The following is a 24,845-nucleotide window of genomic DNA, read 5'->3' on the forward strand; positions in this document are numbered from 1 at the left end:
GCGCTCTCTCGCTTCCGCGCAGGTGAGAACGCGCTCTCTCGCTGTTACGAGCGGGCCCACCGCTGGTTGGCGCCGCCCGAGCAGTCCCAGATCTGCAGCCGGGTGCCGTTCGCCGAGCTGACCCCGGTCGCGTCCAGGCAGCGGCCGGACTGCGGGTTGACGATCTGCCCGCTGCTCGAGTCGAAGGTCCACCGCTGCGCGCCGGTGCCGTTGCAGTCGTAGAGCTGCACCTGCGCCCCGTTGGCGGTGGACCCGCTGGTCACGTCCATGCACTTGCCGAGCGCCCGCACGGAGCCGTCGGCGTTCCAGGTCCAGCTCTGCGCGCCGGTGCCGTTGCAGTCCCAGAGCTGCACGGCGGTGCCGTTGGCGGTGCCGGCGCCCGCGACGTCCACGCACTTGCCGCCGTACCCGGTGATCCGGCCGCCGGACCCGCTGGTCGGCGGGGCGTGGACGCGGACGTAGTCGACGGTCAGGGTTTGCGGGAACGTGGTGGTGGCGTCGGGGTAGCCGGGCCAGTTGCCGCCGACCGCCACGTTCATGATCATGAAGAACGGGTGGTCGAAGACCCAGCGGTTACCGCCCAGGTCGGACGGGGTGCGGCGCTGGTACTCGACGCCGTCCACGTACCAGATGATCAGGTTCGGCGACCAGTCGACGGCGAATGTGTGGAAGGCGTCGGCGAACGCGCCGCCGATGCTGTAACCGGCGCCGATGCCGCCGCCGCCCGAGTAGCCGGGCCCGTGGATGGTGCCGTGCACGGTGCTGGGCTCGCGGCCGATGTTCTCCATGATGTCGATCTCGCCGCTGTTGGGCCAGCCGACCGAGCCGATGTCGTTGCCGAGCATCCAGAAGGCCGGCCAGATGCCCTGCCCGCGGGGCAGCTTCATGCGGGCCTCGAAGCGCCCGTAGGCCCTGGTGAAGGTGGCGGAGGTGAGCAGGCGGGCCGAGGTGTACTGGCAGGTTCCGTAGTGGCACTGGTAGCCGGACGGGTTCTCGCGGCGGGCGGTGATCACCAGGTTGCCCGCGCCGTCCATGGCGGCGTTGCGGGTGCTGCTGGTGTAGTACTGCTGCTCGTTGTTGCCCCAGCCGCTGCCGCCGATGTCGAAGCGCCACTTCGACTGGTCGACTGCGCTGCCTGAGGCGCCGTTGAACTCATCGGACCAGACCAGCGGGCCGGGGGCGGGGGCGGCGTTCGCGGCGCCGGCCGGCGGCGCGAGCAGGGCGATGACCGCGGCCAGCGCGGCGGCGGCGGCGAGTAACGCTCTGGAACGGGGGGTGCGTGCCATGGCGGTGTCCTCACGGATGCGGGTTTACCGAAACACTCCGGCATCGTGAGAGCTGCTGTCAAGAGAGCGCTCTCTCGCATTCAGGGCGCCTTCTCCGGCGTTCCCGACAGGGGGATGTCGAGCCTGTACACGCGGGTGGTCTGGAGGTGGCTGAGGTTGTCGTCCGAGATCAGGTAGAGCATCCGCCGATCGGCCGACGTGACCGGCCCCAGCGCCATGCCCTCCACGTTCTGCAGGAGCGGGTTCGGCTGGGCCTCACGAGCCCGCGCGCCGCCCGCCGGGCAGGCGGCCAGGTCGACCAGCAGGGTCTTGGCGGCGAAGTCCTGCTCCTCCACGTTCCTCAGGGAGTTGTCCCACCCGATGCCCCACCTCTTGCCGAGCGTCGTCCGGTAGACGCGGATGGCGTTGCCCACGCCGTCCATGTAGCCCCGTTCGAGGGTGAGCAGCACGTCGTCCTCCAGCGCCACCATGTCGACGAGGTTGAGGCCGGTGTCGGCCTTGTAGCCGTACTGGCCGTCGGGGGTGTAGCCCTGATCGGCCATGCCCGAGTAACGCAGGATCCGCAGCAGCGGCTGGCCGCGTACCTTGCCGTCACGCCACAGCGGCTCCTCCAGCCCGGCGTACAGCAGCCTGCCGTTGGACGTGGCGGTCAGCGACTCGAAGTTCTCCGCCGGACCTTCGCCACCCCCCGACTTCACGCGGTACAGCGGCGGCACGTCCAGCGCGCCGTTCTGCCTGCCCGACCTCCGGTCGAACCGGACGATCGACGGCTCGGTCTCCGAGCTGATCAGCACGTGGTGCGGCTGCAGGACCAGGCCCTCGCCGTCGAACTCACGATCCTGGAAGTGCGACCCGTCGGAGCGCACCAGGGTGGTCATGCCCTTGACCCCGACGTGGCGGGGGTCGCCGCCCAGGGTGAGGTGGTAGAGGCGCGGCGGCGAGTTGTCCGTCAGGCTCACGGCCTCGGACGGGGCGGTCATCGTGAGCGCCGACAGGCCGCCGACCGTGGTGCCGCCGTACTGCACCTTGTCGAGGTCGTCGGAGAAGCCGACGAGTCTCGTGTCCGCCGAGCACGGGCCTTGCGGGCCGGACGGCCACAGCGCCACCGCCACGACCGTGGCGGCGACGGCCGTCAGGGCCGGCGGGGCCGCCCACAGGAACAGGCGCCGGCGCTTCGGCATGGGCAGGTCCTCTCTGCCGGGAGCCGCAGCCGCCTCCACGGGGTCGGCTGACCGGGGGACGCGGAAGTAGGGCAGCGCCCCGACGTGCGGGGGGCCTTCGCGCTGCGGCTCCGGCTGGTGGGGGATCAGGGCGTCGCGCACCGTGCGGTAGAGGTCGTCCAGCGTCGTGAACTCCGCGCGCGTCCGGGGCTCGCGCAGCGCGCTGATGATCTCCCCGGTGAACGCGGTGTGCCGCGCCGACCTGGGAGCCAGTGCCGGGCTGTGCTTCGAGGCGGCGGTCAGCGTGTAGATGCCGTCGGCCCTGGCGGCCTCCAGGAGGCCGGCGGACGGGTCGCGCTCGCCGATGGCCAGGCCGCTGTAGCAGCAGTCGAGGATCACCACGCGGTGCTTGGCGCGGCCGGCCCGCAGGATCGTCCGCAGGTCCCGCCAGGGCACGGTCGCCGCCGCCTCGGCGGCCGGCTGGGTCGCCCCGCTCAGGCACAGGTGCAGCTCCCTGCCGTCGGCGTCGCACATCCCGTGACCGGAGAAATAGACGAGCAGCGTGTCCTCGGCCGCCGTCGCCGCCTCGCCCACCGGGGTCAGCAGGTCACGAGGGGTCTGCGGGTTCAGGACCATCCGGCAGTTCTCCCACGGCACGCCCCAGATGCCCGGGTCCACCAGCGCACCGGCCAGGTCCACGCAGTTCTGCTCGACGGCGGGCAGGTCGCCCAGGTGCGGGTAGCGGCTCACCCCGACGAGCACGCAGCACGACCGGCTCGGGTCGGGCTGCCCGCTCAGCGCGCGCACGGCGGCCGGCACGTCGAGCAGCTCCTGGCCGGACAGCGTCCGCGTGGTGTCGTCGAGCCGCACCACCAGCTCCGCCGCCCGGTCGCAGTCGCGGCGCCAGGTGACGAAGGCCAGGGCCAGCGTGGCGATCTGGAAACCGCTGTCGACGACGAGCTGGATCACCTCGAAGCCGGGGCCCATCGTGTCGGACGCCTGCGGCGTGGGCTGCAGCGAGATGCCGGCGCCGTGCAGCCTGGGATCGGAGAGCATCGTGTTGATCAGCGAACGCTGGGACTCCCTGTCGTGCTGGTCGGCCACCCAGACGTGAATGCGCACGCTGCTCATCTTCCTCGGCTTCGGCAGAATGTCGCCGAGAACTTTATGGCAGCGGTTATCGCAGCGCGGGAGATTTCCGCAGAGGGGTTTTATGGAGAATTCGATTGGCGCGCGCTTGTGATGATTTGCGCCGCTCAATCACGGGGACGCCGGGCCGAGGCTCCAGCCGGTGACATTGCCTTCGCGGTCGCCCGCCACCAGCCACGACTGCCCGTCGTCCTCGGCGATCACCACCGAGTAGACGCCCTTGCCGGGAGACTTCAGCGGCTCGCCGACCAGCTTGCCGGTGCGCAGATCCCACACGCGGACGGTGCCGTCGAAACTGCCCGAGGCGACCACCGCGCGGCCCTTCACCCGGCCCACCGCCAGGCAGGCCACCTCGGCGGTGTGGCCCGGGAACGAGGTCAGCTCCTGGCCGTCACGCAGCCCCCAGACCCGGACGACACGGTCGGAACCACCGCTGATCCCCACCGGCGTGCCGTCCAGCGCGGCGGTCGCCACGGCGAAGACGTCGTTGCCGTGGCCACGGAAGGTGGCGCCCATGGCGCCGGTCTCCAGATCCCACACCTGCGCGGTGTCGTCCGCCGACGCGGTCACCGCGAACGGGCGGCCGTCCATCGAGCCCGTCGCGATCCCGAACACCGGATCGCCGCCGGGCGCCTTCGGCTGAGGGCCTGAGTCCGTGCCCGTGGCCGGGTCCCACACGTGGATCTTCCCGGCCGCGTCCCCGCTGACCAGCAGCGTCCTGCCCGACACCTGCGCGGTGGCGAGCACGTAGACCATGTCCTGATGGCCCTGGTAGGCAGGGCCGAACGGCTCGTCGCCCTCCGCCGCCGAGGCGAGCACCCCGCCGTTCTGCAACCGCCTGAACGTGGCCGCCTTCCCGTCCACCTCGCCGACGTCGATGGCGGCGTCCTTCTGCTCGCCGCCGGAGTTCCTCAGCTCGGCCAGCTCGACGGGGGACGTGCCGAGCTTCCACGCCTTGGCCGTGCCCTTGGTGCTGCCTGCCAGCACCACGCGCTGCCCGTCCACCGTGGACACCGCGACGGTGTTGACCTCGCCGCCGAGGGAGCCCTCGCCCAGCTTCTCGCCGTACGGGCGGGCGGTGGCGGACGGCGACGGGGTGTTCTCCGGCGTGCTCGTCGTCTGCGCTGTCGCCACCGCCGTCGTGGTCGCCGGAGGGGAGGCCGTCGTGGAGTCCCCGGCGCGCAGGGCCACCACGATCACGCTGATCAGGACCGCCGCGGAGGCGGCCGCGCCCACCACCAGGAGCCTGGAACGTCTGCGGTTCGGGTCGGGGGGTGGTGGTGCCGCGCCGGGAGCCCAGACGTGGGGCGCTCCAGGTTGTGGCGCCTTGGTCTGCGGTGCTCCGGCCTGCGGTGCTCCTGCTGGGTGAGGGCCTGTCTGAGGCGTTCCGGACGGAGAAGCCGCCGCGGGAGGGGCCGTGGACGGGCTCATCGGCGGGCCAGTGGGCGGGCTCGTGGGCGGGCTCGTGGGCGGGCTCGTGGGCGGGCTCGTGGGCGGGTTCGTGGCGAACGGGGCCGCGGGCGGGTGGGTGACGGAGCTGCCGCTGATGGGCCTGGTCACCGTGGTCTGGTCGTGGCCGAGGAGCAGGTTCAGCGCCTCCGTCGCCGCCGGACGCTCGTGCGGCGTCTTCGCCAGGCAGCGGGAGAGCAGCGAGCGCAGCGGCTCGGGGACACCCTCCAGATCCGGCTGGGCGTGCAGGATGCGGTACATCACCGCGGGCAGCGTGTCGCGGCCGAAGGACGGGCGTCCGGTCGCCGCGAAACCCACGGTCACGGCCCAGCTGAACACGTCGGACGCGGGCTGCGCCGGCTCGCCCGCGATCACCTCGGGCGCCATGTACGTCGGGGTGCCCACCGAGCCCCCGGTCACGGTCATGTCGATCGCCCGCGCGATGCCGAAGTCGATCACCCGGGGGCCGTCGGAGCCCAGCAGCACGTTCGACGGCTTGAGGTCGCGGTGCACCACCCCGGCCCGGTGGATGGCCGCCAGCGCGGTGGCCGTGCTGACCGCGATCCGGTCGAGCGCGCCTCCCGACCTGGGGCCGTGCTGCCGGACCGCGTCGTCCAGCGACGGGCCGTCGATGAACTCCGACACGATGTACGGCCTGTCGCCGTCCACCGCCACGTCCAGCACGCGGGCCGTGCAGAAGGCCGCCACCCGCATGGCGGCGTCCACCTCGCGTAAGAAGCGCTCGCGCGCCTCGCTCATCCCCGCCAGCCTGGCGTGCAGGACCTTGATCGCCACCCGCTCGCCCGAAGGGTCCTCGGCCAGGTAGACGACACCCTGCCCGCCCTCGCCGAGGCCGCCCACGATGCGGTAGTCACCCAGGTGGGTCGGCTCGCCGGCGTGCAGGGGGCGGAACATGATTCCCGACGATACACGTTCGGCAGATCAACGGCGATCCTGCACGTATACGGCGGAATCGCCCGGGAATGCGGCGCTCGGGCGGCGAGGGTCGCACGCCGGGTTACGGGTCTCCCGTGCGGGGTGCGGTCCGTGGTCAGCTCAGGCGGGCGAACCAGCGGTCGTGCGCCGTCCAGCAGTCGGCGGCGGTGAACCCGGCGGCCGGCGCGATGCGTCCGATGTCGCGCGCGGAGACGGTCGCCCAGCCGAACCACTGCCCCGCCACCGGCCCGCGCCGCAGCCGGAGCCGGTCGACGCGGCTGCGGGTGCCGGGCGGCGCGACCTCGGCCAGGACGGAGCCGCCCGGCCGCAGCAGGTGCCTGACCCGGTGCAGCAGCGCCGCGGGGTTCCCGCCGATGCCGATGTTGCCGTCCGCGAGCAGCGCGGCGGCCCATCGGCCGCTGTACGGGATGTCATCGAAGACGTCCCTGAGCAGGGCGAGCCCTCCGGCGCGGCGGGTCAGGGCGACGGCGCGCGGGGTGACGTCGATGCCGAGCGAACGGATTCCGCGCCGCGTCAGCGCCACCGTGAGCCTGCCGGGGCCGGAGCCGACGTCCAGCGTGGGGCTGGCGCAGCGGGTCAGGAGCTCCTCGTCGCCGGCGATCGGCTCGAACCAGCGCGCGGCCTCCAGCGGCACGCGGGTGCCGTCCACGTACTCGATCTCGACGCTCTCACCGGCCAGGGCGTCGGCGTACATCTCGCCGATCATCGGCCCAGCTCCAACGGTGCGGCGGCGTACATCTCGCCGATCATCGGCTCAGCTCCCGCAGTGCGGTGGCGAAGCAGGAGCCGGGCGCTCCGGCGGCTACGGCGGTGGCGTCCGCGGCGGTGTCGACGTCGATCAGCTCGGGCAGGTGGTGCACGGCCAGCCCGGCGCGTTCGAGCCGGTCGAGCTGCTGCTTGCCGGTCTCCGGATGCGACATCGGCACCCCCAGCAGCAACGCCGGATCCGGCCGCCGCAGGCCCAGCAGCCAGAACCCGCCGTCGGCGGCCGGGCCGAACACCGCGTCGTAGCGCTCCAGCGCCTGCCCAGCCTCCCGCAGCAGGGCGGGCGTGACCTGCGGGGTGTCCATGCCGATCAGCACGACGGGGTCCGGCCGCAGCCGGTAGGTGTCGGCGAAGGCCGCCGCCAGGCGCTCGTCCAGGCCGTTCCCGCGCTGCGGGATCACCACGAACCCGGCGGGCAGCCAGCGTCCGGGCAGCCCGTCCAGGGCGAGCACCCGCTGGGTGGCGGGCGCGGCGGCCACGGCGCGCACGCTGTCGCGCAGCGCCGCCTCGGCGAGTGCGGCGGCCTCGACCTGGCTGTACGGCGGCGTCAGCCGGGTCTTCACCTGGCCGGGCCGCGGTTCCTTAGCGATGATCAAGATCTGGTGAGTCAGTGTGCTCAGTCCTTACGGGGTGCGGGGCGGCAGGCGGCCTGCCGGCCCGATGGGGGAGACGCGCCACCCAGCCGATCAGCACGGCCAGCGTGGCCGCCGCGTAGAACGCGGGGCCGAGGTCGCCGTCGAGGTAGGCGACCGCGCCGGCCAGGGCCGTGCCCAGCCACTCCCACCGGCCGCCCATGGCGGCCAGCGCGACGACCAGCAGCGCGTACCAGGAGTAGCCGGGGGTGAACAGGAGCAGCAGCGAGCCGCTGACCAGCAGCGCGCCCCGCCAGGGGCGGCCGGGGTCGCCGTGGCGCAGGACGAGGAGGGCGATCAGGGCGAGCAGGGCGATCGCCGCGTAGGGGGCCCAGGCGTCGGGGACGATCAGGCGCAGCACCGCGTACCGGGTGCCGCCGCCGTCGTAGCGCTCCTCCCTGAGGTAGCCCGGCAGGTAGCCCAGCACGGAACCGCCGGAGGCCAGGACGTACGGCAGGTAGGACAGCGCCACCACGAGCCCGGCGGGCACCACGGCCGAGCCCGCCCGACGCCAACCCGGCCGACCGTTCACCGGATCGCGGGACAGCACGCCCGACAGGGCGCCTGGCAGGGTCGTCGCGGGCAGCAGCTTGGCCGCCACCGCCGCCCCGAGCAGCGCGCCCCGCCCCGCGCCGCCACGTACGGCGCCGAAGGCCAGCACCACCAGCAGCACGCCGAGCATGTCCACGTGCGCGTTGTTCACCGCCTCGACCGGCACCGCCGGGCACCACGCCCACAACGCCGCCCGCCGCGCCCCCGCCACCCGGCACAGCACCAGCAGCGCCACCACGGCCATCACCCACCCGCCGGCCTGAAGGACCTGGTGCCGCGCCCCGTCCGGGGACAGCCAGTGGACGAGCAGGAAGTAGCCCTGCGCCACCGGCGGGTAGATCGTCGGCTCGGTGGGCCGGTTGATCCGCGTGCAGCCGCCGTCCGGAAGGGGATACAGGCCGCCGCAGCCGGCGGGGAAGAGCCAGCCGTCGCGCAGCCCGGCCAGCGCGGGGTCGGACGGCGGGCGTTCGTAGGGGGAGATGCCCGCCGCCTGCACCCGCCCGTCCCACACGTACCGGAAGGAGTCGGTGCTGGTGCTGGGCGGGGCCGCCAGCCCGGTCGCGGCGAGGACGATGCCGCCGCCGACGACCAGCGCGGCGAGCCGGCGTTCCGGCACGCGGCGGGCCACCCACGCGGCGGACGCGAACAGCGCCCACGCGAGCAGGTACCAGCCCACGCCGGCGGGCCCGGTGACCGTCCTCAGCAGGACGGCCGCCAGGGCGGCGAGAAGCCCGCCGGTGGCGAGCGTGCTGCGGCTCACAGGCGGCAGCCTCGCACGCCGATGCCTGGTCAGGGCCGTGGTGGCGGTTGCCGTTCGTGCTCCGTAAGAAGCCTTACGAACCGCGAACGTGGCTTCAGCACGGCCGGGACGCCGGGTTAGCGTCGGCGGCGTGAGAGTGATGGTCACCGGCTCGGCCGGTTTCATCGGCGGCCACGTGGCCGAGACCCTGCGGGCGGCGGGCCTCGACGTCGTCGGCCTGGACCTGAGGCAAGGCGCCGACGTGCGCGACCCCGGCGCACTGGACGCGTCGCTGCCGGGCGTCGGCGTGGTCGTGCACCAGGCGGCGAAGGTCGGCCTCGGCGTGGACGTCGCCGACCTGCCCGCCTACGCCTCCGCCAACGTTTACGGCACCGCGGTCCTGCTCGCCGCCATGGCCAGGCACGGCATCACCCGCCTGGTCCTGGCCTCCTCGATGGTCGTCTACGGCGAGGGCCACTACGCGTGCGCCGCACACGGCCGGCTCAGGCCGGGCCCCCGCACCGTCCGCGACCTGGAGGAGGGCCGTTTCGACCCCGCGTGCCCGCACTGCGGCGAGCCGCTGACCTGCGCGGAGATAGACGAGGACGCCCGCCCCGACCCGCGCAACGCCTACGCCACGACCAAGCTCGCCCAGGAGCACCTGGCCGCCAACTGGGCCAGGGAGACGGGCGGCCGGGTGGCGGCGCTGCGCTACCACAACGTGTACGGCCCGCGCATGCCCCGCGACACCCCCTACGCGGGCGTGGCGGCGATCTTCCGTTCCGAGCTGGAGGCGGGCAGGTCGCCGAGGGTGTTCGAGGACGGCCGTCAGCTCCGCGACTTCGTCCACGTGCGCGACGTGGCCAGGGCGAACCTGGCCGCCGTGTCGGCGCCCGTCGCGCCCGGCGAGCTGCGGGCCTGGAACGTCGCCTCCGGCACGCCGCACACCGTGGGCGAGATGGCGGTCGCGCTGGCCGCCGAACGGGCTGGGCCTGATCCCCGGGTGACGGGGGAGTTCCGGCTGGGGGACGTCCGCCACATCGTCGCCTCGCCCGAACGGGCCGCGTCCGAGCTGGGCTTCCGCGCCGAGATCGGGTTCGAGGCGGGCATGAAGGAGTTCGCCCGGTCATGACGATCGACGTGATCCTGCCGTGCCTGAACGAGGAGGCCGCGCTCGGCTGGGTGCTGGGCCGCATGCCGGACGGCTACCGTCCCATCGTGGTGGACAACGGCTCCACGGACCGCTCCGCGCTGGTCGCCGTGGAGCACGGGGCGCTGGTGGTGCACGAGCCCAGGCGCGGCTTCGGCGCCGCCTGTCACGCCGGGTTGCTGGCCGCGTCGGCGGAGCTGGTCTGTTTCATGGACGCGGACGCCTCGCTCGACCCCGCCCAGTTGCCCCTGGTGGCTTCGGCGGTGCTCGGCGGGGGCGGCGACCTGGTGCTGGGGCGGCGCGTCCCGAAGGCCGCGGGCGCCTGGCCGCCGCATGCCCGGCTGGGCAACGCCGTCCTGGCCGGGATCCTGCGCCGCCGTACGGGGGCGCCGCTGCACGACCTCGGCCCCATGCGGGCGGCCAGGCGTTCCGCGCTGCTGGCGCTGGAGCTGACCGATCGCCGCTTCGGCTACCCCCTTGAGATGGTGCTGCGCGCCGCCGCGGCCGGGTGGCGGGTCGCGGAGGTGGACGTCGACTACCTGGCGCGGGCGGGACGTTCGAAGGTGACCGGCACCGTACGCGGGACGTTGCGGGCGATCGCCGACATGCGGCGCGTCATGGCCTCGTGAAGGCGCGCCAATTCATTCTTTATTGTGAACAATGAGAATTGTCCCATATAAAGAATCGCACCGGACGCGTTCGTTCCCTGGAAATTCTGCGGTATGTTCGGCCAGCCAAAAGAAATGGCGATGCCGCCGTCAGGAGATCACCTTGTTCGCAAAGGGCCGGGCGCTCGTAAGAATTGCGCTCATCGCCGTACTCATGACGGCGTTGAGCTCCACCCCGGCGCACGGCGCCGCTTCCTGCACGGTCGTGCGCGTCCCCGCCGGGGATCACACGGTCTCCGGGACGCTGTGCGCGCCCGCCTCCTACTCCGGCGGCGTGAAACGGGTGGACGTCCTGGTGCACGGCGCCACGTACAACTCCGCCTACTGGGACTGGCCGGTCAACCCCGGGGCGCACTCGTACGTGCGCAGGACCACGGCGGCGGGCAGGGCCACGCTCGCCTACGACCGGCCGGGAGCGGGGGAGAGCACCAGGCCGCCCAGCACCGCGCTCACGGTGCCCGCCGACGCCGACGTCCTGCACCAGGTCGTGGGGTGGCTGCGCGGCCGGGGCTTCGCCGAGGTGACGCTGATCGGGCACTCGCTCGGATCCCTGATCGCGATCAAGGAGACGGCCGACCACGGCGACGCCGACCGGCTCGTCGTGACCGGCCTGGTGCACCCGCCCGCCCTCGGCCTGGGCGCGCCGATCGCCTTCGCCACCCTCTACCCCGCGCCCCTGGACCCGCAGTTCGCGGGGCGGATCTCCGACCTCGGCCACCTGACCACCAGGCCGGGCACCCGAGGCGCCTCGTTCTACCACGCCCCGACCGCCGACCCCGAAGTGATCGCCTACGACGAGGCGCACAAGGACGTCGTGTCGAGCGTCGAACTCGCCGACGCCCTCTCCCGTCTCGCCCTGCCGCCGCTCGTCAACGACGCCAGGGGCGTGCGCCGCCCCGTCCTCGTCGTGCTGGGCGAGCAGGACGCGATCTTCTGCGGCCCGGTCGTCGACTGCTCCGACAGCGCCGCCGTCCGCGCCAGCGAGAGGCAGTACTTCGCGTCGGCGCCCGGCCTGGCCGCCGTCGTGATGCCGGAGACCGGCCACAACCTGCCACAGCACGAGTCGGGCGGGCTGTCGTTCGCCCGCATCGACCAGTGGATCAGAACGCACTGACCCGAGGCCCCTTCGCGACGAAACCGGTGAATGACGGTGACACCAGTGCGGCGGATCGGGCACCTGCCCGAGCAGTCGACCAGCATGGTCGGGCGCGGCCACGAGCTGGCCCAGGTCACAGCGCTGTGCGAGAGGTCACGGCTGGTGACGCTGACCGGGCCCGGCGGGGTCGGCAAGACCCGCCTGGCGTTGCGCGCCGCCGTCGAGCTGGCGGCGCGCTTCGCCGACGGGGCGCGGCTGGTGGAGCTGTCGCCGGGGGCTGAGGCCGCGCTGCCGCACACGATCGCCGAGGCGCTGCCGCTGGAGGACCGCAGCACCCGTCCGATGCTGGAGGTGCTGGCCGACCACCTGGCCCGCCGCGAGCTGCTGCTGATCCTGGACACCTGCGAGCACCTGATCGAGGCGTGCGCGCAGGCCGCCGAGACGCTGCTCGCCGCCGCGCCAGGGCTGCGCATCCTGGCCACCAGCCGCCGCCCGCTCGGCCTGCTCGCCGAACGGACCGTCACGGTCGAGCCGCTGCCGGTGCCCGACGCGACCGGCTCGGGGCCGCGGGACGCGATGCTGCTGCTCGCCGACCGCGCCGCCGCCGTGGTGCCGGGCTTCGCGGTGACGCCGTTCAACCGGCCCGATCTGGTACGGGTGTGCCGCAGGCTGGAGGGGCTGCCCCTGGCGATCGAGCTGGCGGCGGCCCGGCTGGGGGAGCTGTCCCCGAGGGAGCTGGCCGACCGGCTGGAGACCCGCTTGACCCTTCTCGACGAAGCCAAGGACGAAGGCGACGCCGCCGGGAGCACCCACGCCGCCGCCGGGAGCGCCGACGATGCCGCTGGGGGCGCGAGCGCAGTCGCTCAGGGCCTGGGTGGCGCCGCCGACCCGCCCCGCCACCAGGCGCTGCGCACCGCGATCGGCTGGAGCCACGAGCTGTGCACCCCCGAGCAGCGCCTGCTGTGGGCGCGCGCCTCCGTGTTCTCCGGGACGTTCGACGCCGGCACCGCCGCCCGCGTGTGCGCCGACGACCGCCTGCCGGAAGACCAGATCCCCGCCCTGCTGACCACCCTGTGCGAGGTCTCGGTCCTGGCCTGGCTGCCCACCGGAGGCGGCGAGCGCTACCGCATGCTGGACACCGTCCGCGAGTACGGCGCCTTCTGGCTGCACCACCTGGGCGAGGCCGGCGACCTGCGCCGACGCCACCGCGACCACTACCTGGCCCTGGCCCGCGAGGGCGAAGCGGCCTGGATCGGCCCCGACCAGTACACCTGGTACGACCGGATGACCGCCGAGCACGACAACCTCCGCGCCGCCCTGGAGTTCAGCCTCACCGAGCCCGACGGGCACACCGCCGTGGAGCTGGCCGGAACCCTGTGGTTCTTCTGGTACGGCACGGGAGCCGTCAGGGAAGGCCACGGCTACCTGGAACGAGCCCTGGCCCGCGCCCCCGAGCCGGGCCCCGCGCACGCCAGAGCGCTGTGGATCTACGCCGTCCTCACCGCGGCCCAGGGCGACGGCGCGGCCGGAGCGGCGTGGGCCGCCGAGTGCGTCACCGTGGCCGAGCGGTACGGCGACGTCCGCGCGCTGCGGGGGGCGCTCGTCGCGACGATCCTGTCCGCGCTGGTCCGCGGGGAGCACACCGCGGCGGCGGCCATCGCCACGGAGCACCTCGCAGGCCGGCTCGAGGACGAGCTCACCCTGGCCGCGCTCATCGCCTGGCTCGTGCTCAGCCACGCGCACATCCTCGCGGGCGAGGTGGAGCAGGCCGTCACCGTCCTGGAGGAGATGCGCGTCGCGTGCGAGCGGCACGGTGAGCGCTGGCAGCGTTCCTACGGCGACATCGTCCGCGCCAGGGCCGAGCTGGCGCGCGGCCGTCCGGCGGACGCGGTGACCTTCGCCCGCGCCGGCCTGGAGGTCAAGCACCGCATGCGCGACCCACTCGGGATCGGCGTCGCCGTCGACAGCTTCGCGCTCGCGATCGCCGCCGTCGGCCATCCGGAGCGCGCCGCGTACCTGTTCGGGCTGGCGCAGCAGCTCTGGGACACCGTCGGCCGGTCGCAGGCGGGCGTGCCCGAGTGGGTCGCCGCGCGCCGGGACTGCGAGGAACGGGTCCGCACCGGGCTCGGTGACCACGCCTACGACAGCGCCTACGGATCCGGCTACCACAGCGACCTGGACACGGCCATCGCCCACGCCCTCGCCCCACCGGACCGCTGACCCCCACGCCCCACCCACCGGCCGGCCGCCGCCCTCACGGAGCCGCCGCGCGCCGCGAGGCCGCCGCACCCCTCAGGAGCCGGTCAGCACCCCGCGCAACTTGATCCGCGAGTCCACGTCGAGCTTCGTGAACACCTTCCGCAGATGCCACTCGACCGTCCGCGGGCTGATGAACAACTCGGCCCCGATCTGCGAGTTCGTCTTCCCGTCAGCGGCGAGCTGAGCGATCTGAGCCTCCTGCGCCGTCAGCGCCTCCCGCACCTCGGCGGCACGCTGCCGCACCGGCTCCCCGGTGGCCATCAGCTCCCGCCGGGCACGCTCCGCGAAGGCCTTCGCCCCGAAACGGCTCAGCATCTCGTACGCGGTACGCAGGTGCTCACGAGCGTCGGCGCGCCGGTTCTCGCGGCGCAGCCATTCGCCGTACACGAGATGGGTGCGCGCGAGGTGCACGGCGACGCGGCTGCGCTGGAGGTGTTCGATGGCCTCGCGGTACAGCGGGCCGGCGGCCCGCCCCTCGCTGAGCAGCGCTCTCGACCTGGCCAGGACGCCGCGCGCCCAGCTCGTGCCGGCGGCGTCGGCGCGTTCCGCCAGGCGCCGCAGGGCGGCGGCGCCCGCGTCGCGGGCGTCGCAGCGGGCGGCGGCCTCGATCAGCTCGACGAGGGCGAACCCGTAGACCCCGAGGTCCTCGTGCTCGGCCGCGTGCTGCGCGTCGGCCAGGGCGTCCTCGTACTGGCCGAGCCCGTTGTGCAGGACGGCGTTCAGGTAGGCGCCCAGGCCGATGGCGCGTCCCTCGCCCCAGGAGGTCGCGTCGCGGACGTTGGCCCGCATCACCGACGCAGCCTGGTCGTTCTCGCCGCGCCAGGCGAGGAGCAGCAGCGAGGCGTAGGCCAGGGGCGAGTTGCGGGTCGCCTCCGTGATCGCGTCGGACTCCTCGACCAGCCCCGAGGCCACGTCGAACGCGCCGGCGTGCACGTGCACGCCGGCGCGGTAGGTGAGGGCCAGCGGCAGGTAGTTGAGCGCGCCGGACTGGCGGGCCGTGCGGACGGCGTGCGTGGTCAGCTCGTGCCACGTCTCGTCGTCCCACAGGTCGCCGGCGATCAGCCAGGTGAGCCAGAGCCAGCGCATGATGTCGTCCCCGTTGCCGCACGGGTCCCGCCGGAACGCCTGGAGGGCCTGCTTGAGCAGCGGCGCGCCCGCCACGTGGCCTTCGGCGAAGCGTTTGGCCAGGCCGTCGAGCAGCGCGTCCGCGAGGCTCGGGGGCTGCGTGGCGTGGGCGGCCTCGGCCGCGTCCGGGAGGTGGGGCGGTTGCCCCCCGCGCGGCGCGGCGAGGGCGGCCTCGGCGACTCGCGGCATGCTGTCGTGCCCGTTGAGCCGGCCGGCGAAGATCGCCGATCCGATGGCTTCGAGGTACGCCTCGCGCGCCTGCGCGCCGTCCACCCGTTCCAGCGCCTTGGCGGCGTCGAGCAGCAGCGGCAGGGCCTCGCCGCCGCGCCTGCGGGCGAAGACGATCTGGGCGCGGAGCCGGGCCAGCCGGGCCCGCCGCAGCTCGTCCAGCGGGCCCATCTCGGCGGCGGCGAGCAGCTCGCGCGCGGTGTCGGGGGCGCCCGCCTCGAAGGTGGCCTGCGCCGCGGCCAGCGCCCGCGCGCCGCGTCGGGCCGGGTCCGGGGTCAGCTCGGTGGCGCGCCGCAGGAACGCCGCCGCCGCGGCGATGCCGCCGCGTGCCTGAGCGCGGTCGGCGGAGCGCTCCAGCTCGCCGGCCACGGCCTCGTCGGGCTCGACGGCCGCGTGGGCGCGGTGCCAGGCACGGCGGTCGGGGTCGGACTCGGGGTCGGTCGCCTCGGCCAGCGCGCGGTGCACGTCCTGGCGTGCCTCCAAGCCCGCCGCCCGATACGCCGCCGACCGGACCAGCGGATGGCGGAACCGCGTCCGCGTGCCGAACTCGATCAGCCCGGCCGCCTCGGCCGCCGACGCGGCGGCGGGGCCGATGCCGAGCCGCTCGGCGACCCGCCGCAGCAGCGAGACGTCCCCCACCGGCTCGGCGGCGGCCACCAGCAGCAGCCGCTGGGTCTCGTCGGGCAGCGCCTCGATGCGCCCCAGGAAGTGCTGCTCGATCTGGCTGGCCAGCGGTCGCGCGTCGGGCCGCCCGAAGCCGCCCGCCAGGTCGGCCGCCGTGAGGCCGCGCGGCAGCTCCAGCAGGGCGAGGGGGTTGCCGCGGGTCTCGGCGACGATCCGGTCCCTGACCCGCTCGTCGAGCCGCCCGGGGACCACCGAGTCCAGCAGGGCGCGGGCGTCGTCGTCGCGCAGGCCCCGGATCAGGAGTTCCGGCAACCCGCGCAACTGGTCGTCGGCGGTGCCGTGAGCCGAGGAGCGCACCTCGGCGGTGCCCTGCGCCGTGGTGCGCACCGCGAACACCAGCGCCACCCGTTCGGCGAGCAGCCGCCGCGCGACGAAGGCGAGCGTCTGCGCGGAGACCTGGTCGAGCCACTGGGCGTCGTCCACGGCGCAGACGAGCGGCTGCTCCTCCGCGGCTTCCGCCAGCAGGCTGAGGACCGCCAGGCCGACCAGGAATCGGTCGGGCACGTTGCCCGCGCTGAGGCCGAACGCGATGGCCAGCGCGTCGCGCTGCGGGCCGGGAAGCCGGTCGAGGTGACCCATGATCGGCATGCAGAGCTGGTGCAGCCCGGCGAACGCCAGCTCCATCTCCGACTCGATGCCGACGGCCCGCAGGATCTGGCAGCCGGTCGCGTTCGCCACCAGGTGCTCCACCAGCGCGGACTTGCCGACCCCCGCCTCGCCGCGCAGCACCAGCACCTGGCTCTGACCCGCCTTGGCGCCGGCGAGCAGCCGATCCAGCGTTTCACACTCGCCGCGCCTGCCGCGCAAAGGGCCGTTGCTCGACATTCACCACCCCGCGCAGGTCACGTAAGCCAGACCCCACAGTTCCGGGTCGTCCTAATTATGCACTGGGGACCTGCGGCGCGGACAATTCGGTTATCAGGTCAGGAGTCGTCTTGTTGCTGGTCAGCGGCGTTGGCGGACCTCACCACTGCCTCGGCCCAGGGAAGAAGTGCCGCAGGGCGGCGTCGAGCTGGCCCGGCGTGGTGACGAGCTCGTCCAGGAGGCACAGGCCGATGGTGTCGGTGGCCTTGTCGCGCCAGGGCGAGCGCGCCGTCGTCCAGGACAGCCGCTGCCCGGCGAACGGGTCGGGCGCCGTGAAGTCGAACATCGGACGCAGAATCAGGGTGGCGCGCGGCTTGGGCCCGGTGCCCGGCACGATGCCGATGAACCCGATGCGCGGCCAGGCGAAGCGCACCCGGCGCAGGCCGCGCACCAGCTCGACGCCGTCCGCCGAGATCCGCAGGTAGCGGGGCCTGGCCAGCTCGAACAGGAACATGCCCAGCGCGTGCAGGGCGAGGAGCGCGGCGACGACGATCAGGGCGAGCAGCCCGTACGCGAGGACGCCCATCACGACCGACCCGCCGCTGGACAGCAACGAGTGGACAACGCCCTCGTCGTCCGAGGAGGTGAGCCAGAGCACGAGCCCGACGCAGATCGTCAGCGCCCAGATCAGACAGCCGCCCCGTCCCTTGCGCGCGACGGTGCCGGCCTTGATCCGGGCGACGAAGGCGCCGGCGGGTCGCGGCGGCCCGCCCGGGCCGGGCCGCGCCGGGCCGTTCTCCCAGTGCGGTTCGTGCGTGCTCATACGCCGCTCCACGAGGTAAGCGCCGGCGACAGTGCGGCGGGACCATGCCCCGCCAGTGTCGTGCATGCCCCGCCGGAAGCCGAGCGCCCGGATCGCGCCTGCGCTGTACGCCAACACATCATGCGCTCAGTGCTAACGACAGGGCGGTGGCGGCGTCGCAGGATGACCGATCGAGGAAGTGCGTTCCCGGCCGGGGGACAGGTGGGCGTGCCTGCGCAACCCAGCGGCTCGTCAACCAGCGCACCGGCGGCTCCGAGTACACCGGCGACCTCACCGCGACCGATCTCCTGACCGGGGACCGCCTGTGGTCCGTCACCGAGAAGCGATCGGTGCCGAACCAGGCCGCCGTCCCCGTCGTCGCCTCGCTCGGCGGGCGCCCGCTCGTCCTCACCGCCCAGAGCACCGAGATCGAGGGAGAGGGGACCGCGCCCGTGGCGATGGCCGTGGACCTCCTCGGACCGAGCGGCTGCAACTGGACGGGTACGCGGGCGGGCGGGTCTTCGGGCTGCCCACCGCCGACGTCGTGCCCGGCAACCTGCAGAGCTGGGACGTCAAGACCGCCCCCGGCCTGGTCACCCCCTACGGCGGGCTGGTGACGGCGGCGGACGGCAGAAGCCGGCTCCTGCACCGCGCGGCCGGGTAGCGGGCCGGAGGAGCGGATCGCCGCACCGCGCGACCCGGTAGCGTGCTCGCGCCGAGTGCTTCTGCGCGCCGATCTTCCTGGATAGGGTTGTGCCCCTTGGTGATCGAGGCCTGGCGGAGGTTGCGATGGATCTTTCCGGAGTGGGCGTGTGGAGTCACCACCTGCGTTTCGGTGACCCCGCGGAGGCCGCCGACGCGGCCGCGGAGCTGGACGAGCTGGGCTACAGCGCCCTGTGGATGCCGGACGCCGGCGGGCCGGTCTTCGACGCGGTGACCAACCTGCTGACGGCGACGAACCGGATCGTCGTGGCCACGGGCATCCTCAACCTCTGGATGCACGACCCCGCAGGCGTCGCCGCCTCCTACGCGTCCGTGACCGAGACGTACCCCGGCCGGTTCCTCATGGGCATCGGCGTGAGCCACGCGGTGGCGATCAACACCGAGCAGGAGCCGGCCCGCTACCGCAAGCCGGTGGCGGCGATGACGGCCTTCCTCGACGAGCTCGACCGCGCCGAGCGGCCCGTCCCGGCAGACGGGCGGGTGCTGGCCGCGCTCGGCCCCAAGATGCTCGACATGGCCGCCAAGCGGGCCCGCGGCGCCCACCCGTACCTCGTCACCACCGAGCACACCAGGCGCGCGCGGGAGGCGCTGGGCGACGGCCCGCTGCTGCTCCCGGAGCAGACGGTGATACTCAGCGCGAGCAGGGAGGAGGCGCGGGCCATCGGTGACGGCTGGCTGCGCGGCTACCTGTCGCTGCCCAACTACGCCAACAACCTGCTGCGGCTCGGCTACTCGGCCGACGAGCTGGCCTCGGTCAGCGACCGCCTGTTCGACGACGTGTTCGCCTGGGGCGACGAGGAGGCGATCCTGCGCCGCCTGGACGAGCACCGCGCGGCCGGCGCCGACCACGTGTGCGTCCAGGTGATCACCGCCGACTCCGGCGCCTTCCCGCGGCAGGAGTGGCGCACCCTCGCCGCGGCGCTGCGCTGACCTGCCGGGCCGGACCCCCACCCCAGGCGGCCAGACCCTCTACCGATGCGGCTCGTGAGACAAGATGCCCACCAGCACCAGGAGGAGTGACAACCCCGTCCATTAACCCTCTCGTCAGATGCGGTTCACACATTATTCCCAGCTTCGTGCTGTCAGATGTGTGCTGACGAAGGGAGGGACATGCTGAAAAGGTTCCGCAAGGCAGCCGTTTCCGCAGGCGGCAGCGGTGCGCAGCCGGTGTCCGGCACCGAGGTGAACGGCGAGCTGGGCCACCGGCTGCGCGCGCCGAGCAAGCTGCACGCCTTCAACCGCTACGAGATCAAGTACCTGGTGGACGCGGCGCAGGCGGCCGAACTGCGGGAGGAGATCGAGCAGCGCCTCGATCGCGACCGGCACAGCGGCGACACCGGCTACGGCATCTGGAGCGTCTACTACGACACCCGGCAGCTCCGCTTCTACTGGGAGAAGATCGAGGGGCTGAAGTTCCGCAGGAAGCTGCGGGTGCGCCACTACGGCGACCGGTTCGCCGTGGACGCCGCCACGCCGGTGTTCGTCGAGATCAAGCAGCGGGTCAACCGGGTGACGCAGAAACGCCGCGTCCGGCTGCCGTACGCCGACGCGCTCAAGCTGTGCGACGGGCGGCAACTGGTCGAGCGCGACCCTTCCGAGCAGGCCTTCCTGGAGGAGGTGCTCGACCTGGTGGTGCGCCTGGACCTGCGGGCCGTGGCGATGACCGGCTACCAGCGGCACGCCTACGTCGGCCGTGACGCCGACGTGGGCCTGCGGGTCACCTTCGATCACCGCGTCCGCGGCCGGGACCGCGACTTCCACCTCGGCGCCGACGCCACCAACCGGCTCATCGTGCCGGCCCGCAAGGCGATCGTCGAGGTCAAGGCCAACGACCGGGTGCCGTACTGGCTGACCGACCTGACCGCCAAACGCAACCTCCAGGTGGTGCGGGTCTCCAAGTACTGCCAGAGCGTCGAGGCGCACGGCCTGGCACCCCGCTCGATCTTCCACATCCCCGACCACGACCTCGACCTCGACCACGATCTCGGCCGTGACCGGCCGGGCATTCTCTCGGAGGCCTGACCCCCCATGGACTTCTCGTTCCAGGACCTGTCCGGCACGTTCAGCGTGGCGGACATCGCGATCGCGATGTCGCTGTCGTTCGTGCTCAGCGCGATGATCGGCTGGGTGTACCGGGCGACGCACCGCAACGTGTCCTACAGCCAGTCGTACGTGCAGACGCTGGTCATCCTGGGCATGCTGATCTCGCTCATCATGCTGGTCGTCGGCTCGAACATCGCCCGCGCCTTCGCCCTGGTCGGCGCCCTGTCGGTGGTGCGCTTCCGCAACGCCATCAAGGAGACCCGCGACGTCGGGTTCATCTTCCTGGTGATGGGCGTCGGGATGGCCGTCGGCACCCGCTTCTACCTGCTGGCCGTCGTCGCCGCGGTGGCCATCTCGCTGATCGTCATGCTGATGAGCCGGTTCAACTGGTTCGCGCTGAACGTGCGCCGCCAGGTGGTCAAGGTCCAGGTGCCCTCCGACGACGACTACACGCACGCCATCCAGGACGTGCTGGTGCGCCACACCGACGAGTTCGAGCTGGTCAGCATGGAGTCGATCAGGGCGGGCGCGCTGATGGAGCTGATGTACACCGTCAAGATCAAGAAGGGCAGCGAGCCCGCGGACGTCATCGCCGCCCTGCGTGAACGCAACCACGGCCAGTCGGTCACCGTCCTGACCGGATACGACCAGACCGACCTGTAGGCGGTCATGACCAGACTCAGACATCGCATCCCGGTCAAGCTCCGGCACAACTGGAAGCTGGTCGCGCTGTGCGTGGCGTTCCTGGCGGCCTGCTGGGGCGTGTTCGGCAGCGGGACCATCCGCCCGTACGTCACCACCTCGCAGACCACCGAGGCCGCCACCGTCGTCACCAACCTGACCGGCACCAAGGACCTGTTCGACGCCTCCGTGCCGCACCAGGTCACGCTCACCTTCCCCGACGCCGCCTACGAGGACATGCTCGCCGAGTACCTCAAGGAGGGCGAGAAGAAGTACGTCGAGGCCGACCTGACCATCGACGGCACCCGCATCCCCAGCGTGGGCGTCCGGCTCAAGGGCAACTCCACGCTGATGGGGCTGACCTGGAAGGGGCAGTCGGCGCAGCGCGGCATGGGCGGGGGTGGCGGGCGGCGTCCCGCGGGCGTCCCCGAGGGCTTCCAACCTCCGGACGGCTTCCAACCGCCTGGCAACGGCCGGCAACAACCAGCCGACCAGCCTCAGGCCGACCAGTCTCAAGCCGATCAACCCCAAGCCGATCAGCCCCAAGCGGGCCAGCCGCAGACGGGCCAGCCGCAGACCGGCCGGCAACCGGGCGGTGGCGGCGGTCGCGGGCCCGGAGGCTTCGGTGCTCAGCTCAAGGGCGAGGAACCGGAGAACCTCCCGTGGCTGATCAGCTTCGACGAGTTCGTGGAGGGTCGCCGCTACCAGGGCCACAGCCAGGTAGCCGTCCGCCCCGCCTCGACCGGCTCGACGGCCATGCTGAACGAGGCGCTGGGCATCGCCCTGGTGGGCGCGTCCGGCGAGCCGACCCAGCGCTCCACCTACAGCTCCTTCACCGTCAACGGCCGCTCCTCGACCCCGCGCCTCCTGGTGGAGTACCTGGACGAGGGCTACGCCGAGACCCTCGGCGACGGCGTCCTGTACAAGTCGCTGGCCTCGGGATCCTTCACCTACAAGGGCGAGGACCAGACCGAGTACACCACCGACTTCAAGCAGATCAACAAGGTGGGCGGCAAGGACATGCAGCCGGTCATCGAGCTGGTCAAGTGGGTGAACGAGGCTTCGGACGCCGAGTTCGCCAAGGGCCTGGCCGATCGCCTGGATGTGGAGTCGTTCGCCCGCTACCTGGTCCTGCAGAACATGATGGTCAACTTCGACGACATGGCCGGCCCCGGCAAGAACTACTACCTGTGGTACGACCTGGACACCAAGAAGTTCAAGGTCGTCACCTGGGACCTGAACCTCGCGTTCAACGGCAACGCCGAGAGCGGCGTGAACGACACGATCAGCATGGGCTTCGGCCGAGGCCGTCCACAACAGAACCAGCAGAACGAGCAGGCTCAAGCTCCGCCCGGCGGTGGTGGCGGCGGCGGGATGATGCGCATGGGCCACCCCTTGAAGGAGAAGTTCCTCGCGAACGCCACCTTCAAGAAGCTCTACGAGGAGCAGTACCGCGCCCTCTACACCAAGCTCCTGGGCAGCGGCACCGCCACCGGCCTCGTCAACGACCTTGTCGCGGCGTACAACCTGAACGAGAAGTCCGACCCCGCCAAGATCGAGGAAGAGGCGAAAACCCTGCGTACCTTCCTCCAGACGCGCACCCAGACCCTGCGCGCCGACAAGGCGATCACCGGCGCGTAGGACCGTGACCCGCCACCGGCCCGGCCCCCGCTCATCGAGCCCGCGGGGCCGGGCCAAGGCGCCTGCCCGTCAGCCGGCACGCTTGAGCGAGATCCCCGCCGCCGCAATCGCGGCCGCCGCGGCGACGCACGCGGCGGTGAGAAAGGCCGCCGTATGACCGGCCTCCGTGGGCAGCCCTCCGGCGGGAGCGGAGCCGGTGATGACGGCCGCGGCGAGCTGGGCCCCGACCGCCCCGCCGATCGTGCGCAGGATGGTGTTCAGGCCGGTGGCGGCCCCCGTCTGATGGTGTTCCACAACCCCCACGACCAGAGCCCCCAGGGACGCGAACGCCAGACCGTAGGCCAACCCCAGCATGGCCCCGCCGACGTAGAAGGCCCACCGCTCCCCGTGCACGAAGGCGAGCCCGGCGAGCGCCACCCCGGCGAGCACCGCGCCGATCTGGAACACGGTACGGCTGCTGGTCAGCCGGGCGATCCGGGTGCCGAGCGGAGCCGCGACGACCATGAACAGCGCGACGGGCACCATCAGCAGCCCGGTCTGGCTGGGGCTGTCGCCGAACCCGTACCCGGTGCTCGTGGGCGCCTGGGTGAACTGCGGGATGAGCGTGATCGCGGCGAACATGCCGATGCCGATCACCAGCGTGGCGAGGTGCGCGGGAAGCAGTTGCGGCGCGTACACCAGGCGCAGGTCGATGAGCGGCGCGGCGGCGCGGCGTTCGGCGGCGACGAACAGCGCGGCGAGCACCACGGCGGCGGCGAACAGCGTCCACACGGCAGCGGACCCCCATCCCCAGGCGCTGCCCTGGCTGATGGCCAGCAGCAGGCACACCAGGGTGCCGGACAGCAGCAGCGCGCCGAGCAGGTCGAGCCGCGCCCCCTGGTGCGGTTCGTGGCCGGGCAGGAAGGCGGTGCAGAACAGGGCGGCGGTGGCGATGACGGCGGTGGTCCAGAACAGCCAGGAGGTGCCGAGCGCTCCGGTGATCGGCCCGGCGACGACCATGCCGAGCGCGCCGCCGACGCCGAACATCGCGCTCAGCGCGGCGACGACGCCGGGCAGCCGGCCCGGCGGAACGGACCTGCGGGCCAGGCCGAACGCGACGGGGAAGACGCCCCCCGACAGGCCCTGGAGCACACGGGCGATCAGCAGCCCAGGGTAGGAGCCGGCCAGGTCGCTCACGCCCGCGACGACGCTGCCGATGGTCAGCGCGACGAGGCCCGCGATCATGACGGTGCGGTGGCCGAAGAGGTCGCCGACCCGTCCGGCGATGGGGGTGGCGATGCCCGAGGACAGCATGAACGCCGTCAGCAGCCAGGCCGCCGAGCCGGCGGGGACGCCGAGTTGACGTCCGAAGACGGGCAGCGCCGTGACCACGATCGTCTGCGCGATCGCGACGCCGAGCGAGGCGAGGAGCAGCGCGGTGACGATGATCGAGGTGCGGGCTTCTCCTGCGGCAGGGTTCGCGGTGGCCTCGGACAACCTTCTGCTCATCACGACGTCCCTTCCTCGGCCGTACTCAGGTAAGGGGAACCTAACACACTTAGAGACCAATGGTCACTAATGCTGGAATGAGCATGACAAGGCGAGGTGATGCGAACGATGCCGCAGGCCGGCAGAAAGCAGGGCAGGCCGCCACGGCTGAGCCGCGACCTGATCGTGGCCACGGCGCTGACCACGGACCTGGGCTCGCTCACCATGCGCGAGCTCGCCGACCGGCTCGGGGTGTCCCACTCGGCGCTGTATCGCTGGGTCCGCAACCGCGAGGACCTGTTCCACATGATCAGCGACGTCGTGGTCGACCGCATCCTGCCCACGACCGACCCCGCCCCTGACACCTGGCAGGCGTGGCTGGCCGAGCTGGCCTGGTCGATGCACGACGAGTTCCTCGCCGTCCCCGGCTACGCCGTGCACGTCGCCCTGCCCCACACGCACAACCCGCACTCCTTCGCGCGGCTGCGCGACCGCGTCATCGCGGCCTTCCGTGCGGCCGGGGCGAGCCCGGAGATGGCCGAGCAGAGCTGGTACGTCTTCGGGCTCGGCGTCGTCCAGTGGCTCGGCGCCCGCCAGGCCGGCGTGGAGGCCGGTGCCACCCCTGCCCGCTTCGACCTCTTCCTCGACGTCCTGCTGCGCGGGCTTCCCGTGCGCCTGCCGGTCGCGCATCCCCGCCCGCAGGATCGAGAAGGGTAGGCGCGGGCGGCGGTGGTGTCCTCATGGCACTACTGAGCGGCAGGCGGGCGGCGGCGGGTCGGCCCTGT

General features: G+C 72.9%; 18 protein-coding genes. 9 read left to right on the top strand and 9 right to left on the bottom strand.

All coding sequences use genetic code 11. From position 1 onward, the window contains the following. Positions 1–44 precede the first annotated feature (44 nt). The 6 genes from FXF51_RS40810 to FXF51_RS40835 all read right to left on the bottom strand — a co-directional run bounded on the left by FXF51_RS40810 (position 45) and on the right by FXF51_RS40835 (position 8,710). Positions 45–1,286, bottom strand: coding sequence for a glycoside hydrolase family 16 protein (locus FXF51_RS40810; RefSeq protein ID WP_148440132.1), 1,242 nt, complete (start codon positions 1,284–1,286; stop codon positions 45–47). Positions 1,287–1,366: 80 nt separating this feature from the next. Then, complete coding sequence (locus FXF51_RS40815; RefSeq protein WP_187414842.1) at positions 1,367–3,568, bottom strand: effector-associated constant component EACC1; 2,202 nt, start codon at positions 3,566–3,568, stop codon at positions 1,367–1,369. Positions 3,569–3,706: 138 nt separating this feature from the next. Further along, entirely contained in the window at positions 3,707–5,959 is a 2,253-nt protein-coding gene (locus FXF51_RS40820) for a WD40 repeat domain-containing serine/threonine protein kinase (RefSeq protein ID WP_148440134.1), read from the bottom strand. 136 nt (positions 5,960–6,095) lie between these two features. Next, positions 6,096–6,707, bottom strand: coding sequence for a class I SAM-dependent methyltransferase (locus tag FXF51_RS40825; protein ID WP_148440135.1), 612 nt, complete (start codon positions 6,705–6,707; stop codon positions 6,096–6,098). A gap of 40 nt (positions 6,708–6,747) precedes the next feature. Continuing rightward, positions 6,748–7,362: a TIGR04282 family arsenosugar biosynthesis glycosyltransferase gene (locus FXF51_RS40830; RefSeq protein WP_262380147.1), complete on the bottom strand. Its 615-nt coding sequence runs from the start codon at positions 7,360–7,362 to the stop codon at positions 6,748–6,750. After that, positions 7,349–8,710 carry a glycosyltransferase 87 family protein gene (locus tag FXF51_RS40835; protein ID WP_222871673.1) on the bottom strand — a complete coding sequence of 454 codons (1,362 nt, stop codon included), beginning with the start codon at positions 8,708–8,710 and terminating at the stop codon, positions 7,349–7,351. The genes FXF51_RS40830 and FXF51_RS40835 overlap by 14 nt, the downstream gene beginning before the upstream one ends. A 139-nt stretch (positions 8,711–8,849) precedes the next feature. Between FXF51_RS40835 and FXF51_RS40840 the strand changes: the two genes are divergently transcribed. The 4 genes from FXF51_RS40840 to FXF51_RS40855 all read left to right on the top strand — a co-directional run bounded on the left by FXF51_RS40840 (position 8,850) and on the right by FXF51_RS40855 (position 13,823). Then, complete coding sequence (locus FXF51_RS40840) at positions 8,850–9,821, top strand: NAD-dependent epimerase/dehydratase family protein (RefSeq protein ID WP_148440230.1); 972 nt, start codon at positions 8,850–8,852, stop codon at positions 9,819–9,821. Beyond that, positions 9,818–10,468, top strand: a complete 651-nt coding sequence (locus FXF51_RS40845) for a glycosyltransferase family 2 protein (protein WP_148440138.1) — start codon at positions 9,818–9,820, stop codon at positions 10,466–10,468. Before FXF51_RS40840 ends, FXF51_RS40845 begins: the two co-directional genes overlap by 4 nt. 193 nt (positions 10,469–10,661) lie before the next feature. After that, the gene (locus FXF51_RS40850; protein WP_187414843.1) at positions 10,662–11,621 is read left to right on the top strand and encodes an alpha/beta hydrolase; all 960 of its coding nucleotides are present in this window, start codon (positions 10,662–10,664) and stop codon (positions 11,619–11,621) included. Positions 11,622–11,651: 30 nt separating this feature from the next. Beyond that, positions 11,652–13,823 (top strand): ATP-binding protein, encoded by a 2,172-nt coding sequence (locus tag FXF51_RS40855; RefSeq protein ID WP_148440140.1) that lies wholly within the window; start codon positions 11,652–11,654, stop codon positions 13,821–13,823. Between the two features lie 72 nt (positions 13,824–13,895). Here the strand turns inward: FXF51_RS40855 and FXF51_RS40860 are convergent, their stop codons facing one another. Next, positions 13,896–16,724 (bottom strand): ATP-binding protein, encoded by a 2,829-nt coding sequence (locus FXF51_RS40860; RefSeq protein WP_148440141.1) that lies wholly within the window; start codon positions 16,722–16,724, stop codon positions 13,896–13,898. Between the two features lie 139 nt (positions 16,725–16,863). Then, positions 16,864–17,526 carry a hypothetical protein gene (locus FXF51_RS40865; RefSeq protein ID WP_148440142.1) on the bottom strand — a complete coding sequence of 221 codons (663 nt, stop codon included), beginning with the start codon at positions 17,524–17,526 and terminating at the stop codon, positions 16,864–16,866. A 768-nt stretch (positions 17,527–18,294) separates the two neighbouring features. On the opposite strand from FXF51_RS40865, the gene FXF51_RS40870 reads away from it, so the two are divergent. The 4 genes from FXF51_RS40870 (at position 18,295) to FXF51_RS40885 (ending at position 22,593) form a co-directional block, all read left to right on the top strand. After that, the gene (locus tag FXF51_RS40870; protein ID WP_148440143.1) at positions 18,295–19,158 is read left to right on the top strand and encodes an LLM class F420-dependent oxidoreductase; all 864 of its coding nucleotides are present in this window, start codon (positions 18,295–18,297) and stop codon (positions 19,156–19,158) included. Between the two features lie 180 nt (positions 19,159–19,338). Beyond that, a complete protein-coding gene (locus tag FXF51_RS40875) occupies positions 19,339–20,250 on the top strand; it encodes a polyphosphate polymerase domain-containing protein (RefSeq protein ID WP_148440144.1) in 912 nt (303 codons plus the stop codon). A gap of 6 nt (positions 20,251–20,256) precedes the next feature. Next, entirely contained in the window at positions 20,257–20,934 is a 678-nt protein-coding gene (locus FXF51_RS40880) for a DUF4956 domain-containing protein (RefSeq protein WP_148440145.1), read from the top strand. A gap of 6 nt (positions 20,935–20,940) precedes the next feature. Beyond that, positions 20,941–22,593 carry a CotH kinase family protein gene (locus FXF51_RS40885; protein WP_148440146.1) on the top strand — a complete coding sequence of 551 codons (1,653 nt, stop codon included), beginning with the start codon at positions 20,941–20,943 and terminating at the stop codon, positions 22,591–22,593. 69 nt (positions 22,594–22,662) lie between these two features. Here the strand turns inward: FXF51_RS40885 and FXF51_RS40890 are convergent, their stop codons facing one another. Next, positions 22,663–24,081: an MFS transporter gene (locus tag FXF51_RS40890; protein ID WP_148440147.1), complete on the bottom strand. Its 1,419-nt coding sequence runs from the start codon at positions 24,079–24,081 to the stop codon at positions 22,663–22,665. 99 nt (positions 24,082–24,180) lie between these two features. On the opposite strand from FXF51_RS40890, the gene FXF51_RS40895 reads away from it, so the two are divergent. Beyond that, positions 24,181–24,777 (top strand): TetR/AcrR family transcriptional regulator, encoded by a 597-nt coding sequence (locus FXF51_RS40895; RefSeq protein ID WP_222871674.1) that lies wholly within the window; start codon positions 24,181–24,183, stop codon positions 24,775–24,777. Positions 24,778–24,845 lie beyond the last annotated feature (68 nt).

The organism is Nonomuraea sp. PA05 (assembly GCF_008086045.1).
GTDB lineage: Bacteria > Actinomycetota > Actinomycetes > Streptosporangiales > Streptosporangiaceae > Nonomuraea > Nonomuraea monospora.

Coding starts and splice junctions, on each gene's coding strand:
- FXF51_RS40825 (WP_148440135.1), bottom strand. CDS start 6,707: ATGATCGGCGAGATGTACGCCGACGCCCTGGCCGGTGAGAGCGTCGAG.
- FXF51_RS40890 (WP_148440147.1), bottom strand. CDS start 24,081: ATGAGCAGAAGGTTGTCCGAGGCCACCGCGAACCCTGCCGCAGGAGAA.
- FXF51_RS40820 (WP_148440134.1), bottom strand. CDS start 5,959: ATGTTCCGCCCCCTGCACGCCGGCGAGCCGACCCACCTGGGTGACTAC.
- FXF51_RS40865 (WP_148440142.1), bottom strand. CDS start 17,526: ATGAGCACGCACGAACCGCACTGGGAGAACGGCCCGGCGCGGCCCGGC.
- FXF51_RS40875 (WP_148440144.1), top strand. CDS start 19,339: ATGCTGAAAAGGTTCCGCAAGGCAGCCGTTTCCGCAGGCGGCAGCGGT.
- FXF51_RS40860 (WP_148440141.1), bottom strand. CDS start 16,724: ATGTCGAGCAACGGCCCTTTGCGCGGCAGGCGCGGCGAGTGTGAAACG.
- FXF51_RS40885 (WP_148440146.1), top strand. CDS start 20,941: ATGACCAGACTCAGACATCGCATCCCGGTCAAGCTCCGGCACAACTGG.
- FXF51_RS40870 (WP_148440143.1), top strand. CDS start 18,295: ATGGATCTTTCCGGAGTGGGCGTGTGGAGTCACCACCTGCGTTTCGGT.
- FXF51_RS40880 (WP_148440145.1), top strand. CDS start 20,257: ATGGACTTCTCGTTCCAGGACCTGTCCGGCACGTTCAGCGTGGCGGAC.
- FXF51_RS40850 (WP_187414843.1), top strand. CDS start 10,662: ATGACGGCGTTGAGCTCCACCCCGGCGCACGGCGCCGCTTCCTGCACG.
- FXF51_RS40845 (WP_148440138.1), top strand. CDS start 9,818: ATGACGATCGACGTGATCCTGCCGTGCCTGAACGAGGAGGCCGCGCTC.
- FXF51_RS40895 (WP_222871674.1), top strand. CDS start 24,181: ATGCGAACGATGCCGCAGGCCGGCAGAAAGCAGGGCAGGCCGCCACGG.
- FXF51_RS40840 (WP_148440230.1), top strand. CDS start 8,850: ATGGTCACCGGCTCGGCCGGTTTCATCGGCGGCCACGTGGCCGAGACC.
- FXF51_RS40810 (WP_148440132.1), bottom strand. CDS start 1,286: ATGGCACGCACCCCCCGTTCCAGAGCGTTACTCGCCGCCGCCGCCGCG.
- FXF51_RS40855 (WP_148440140.1), top strand. CDS start 11,652: ATGACGGTGACACCAGTGCGGCGGATCGGGCACCTGCCCGAGCAGTCG.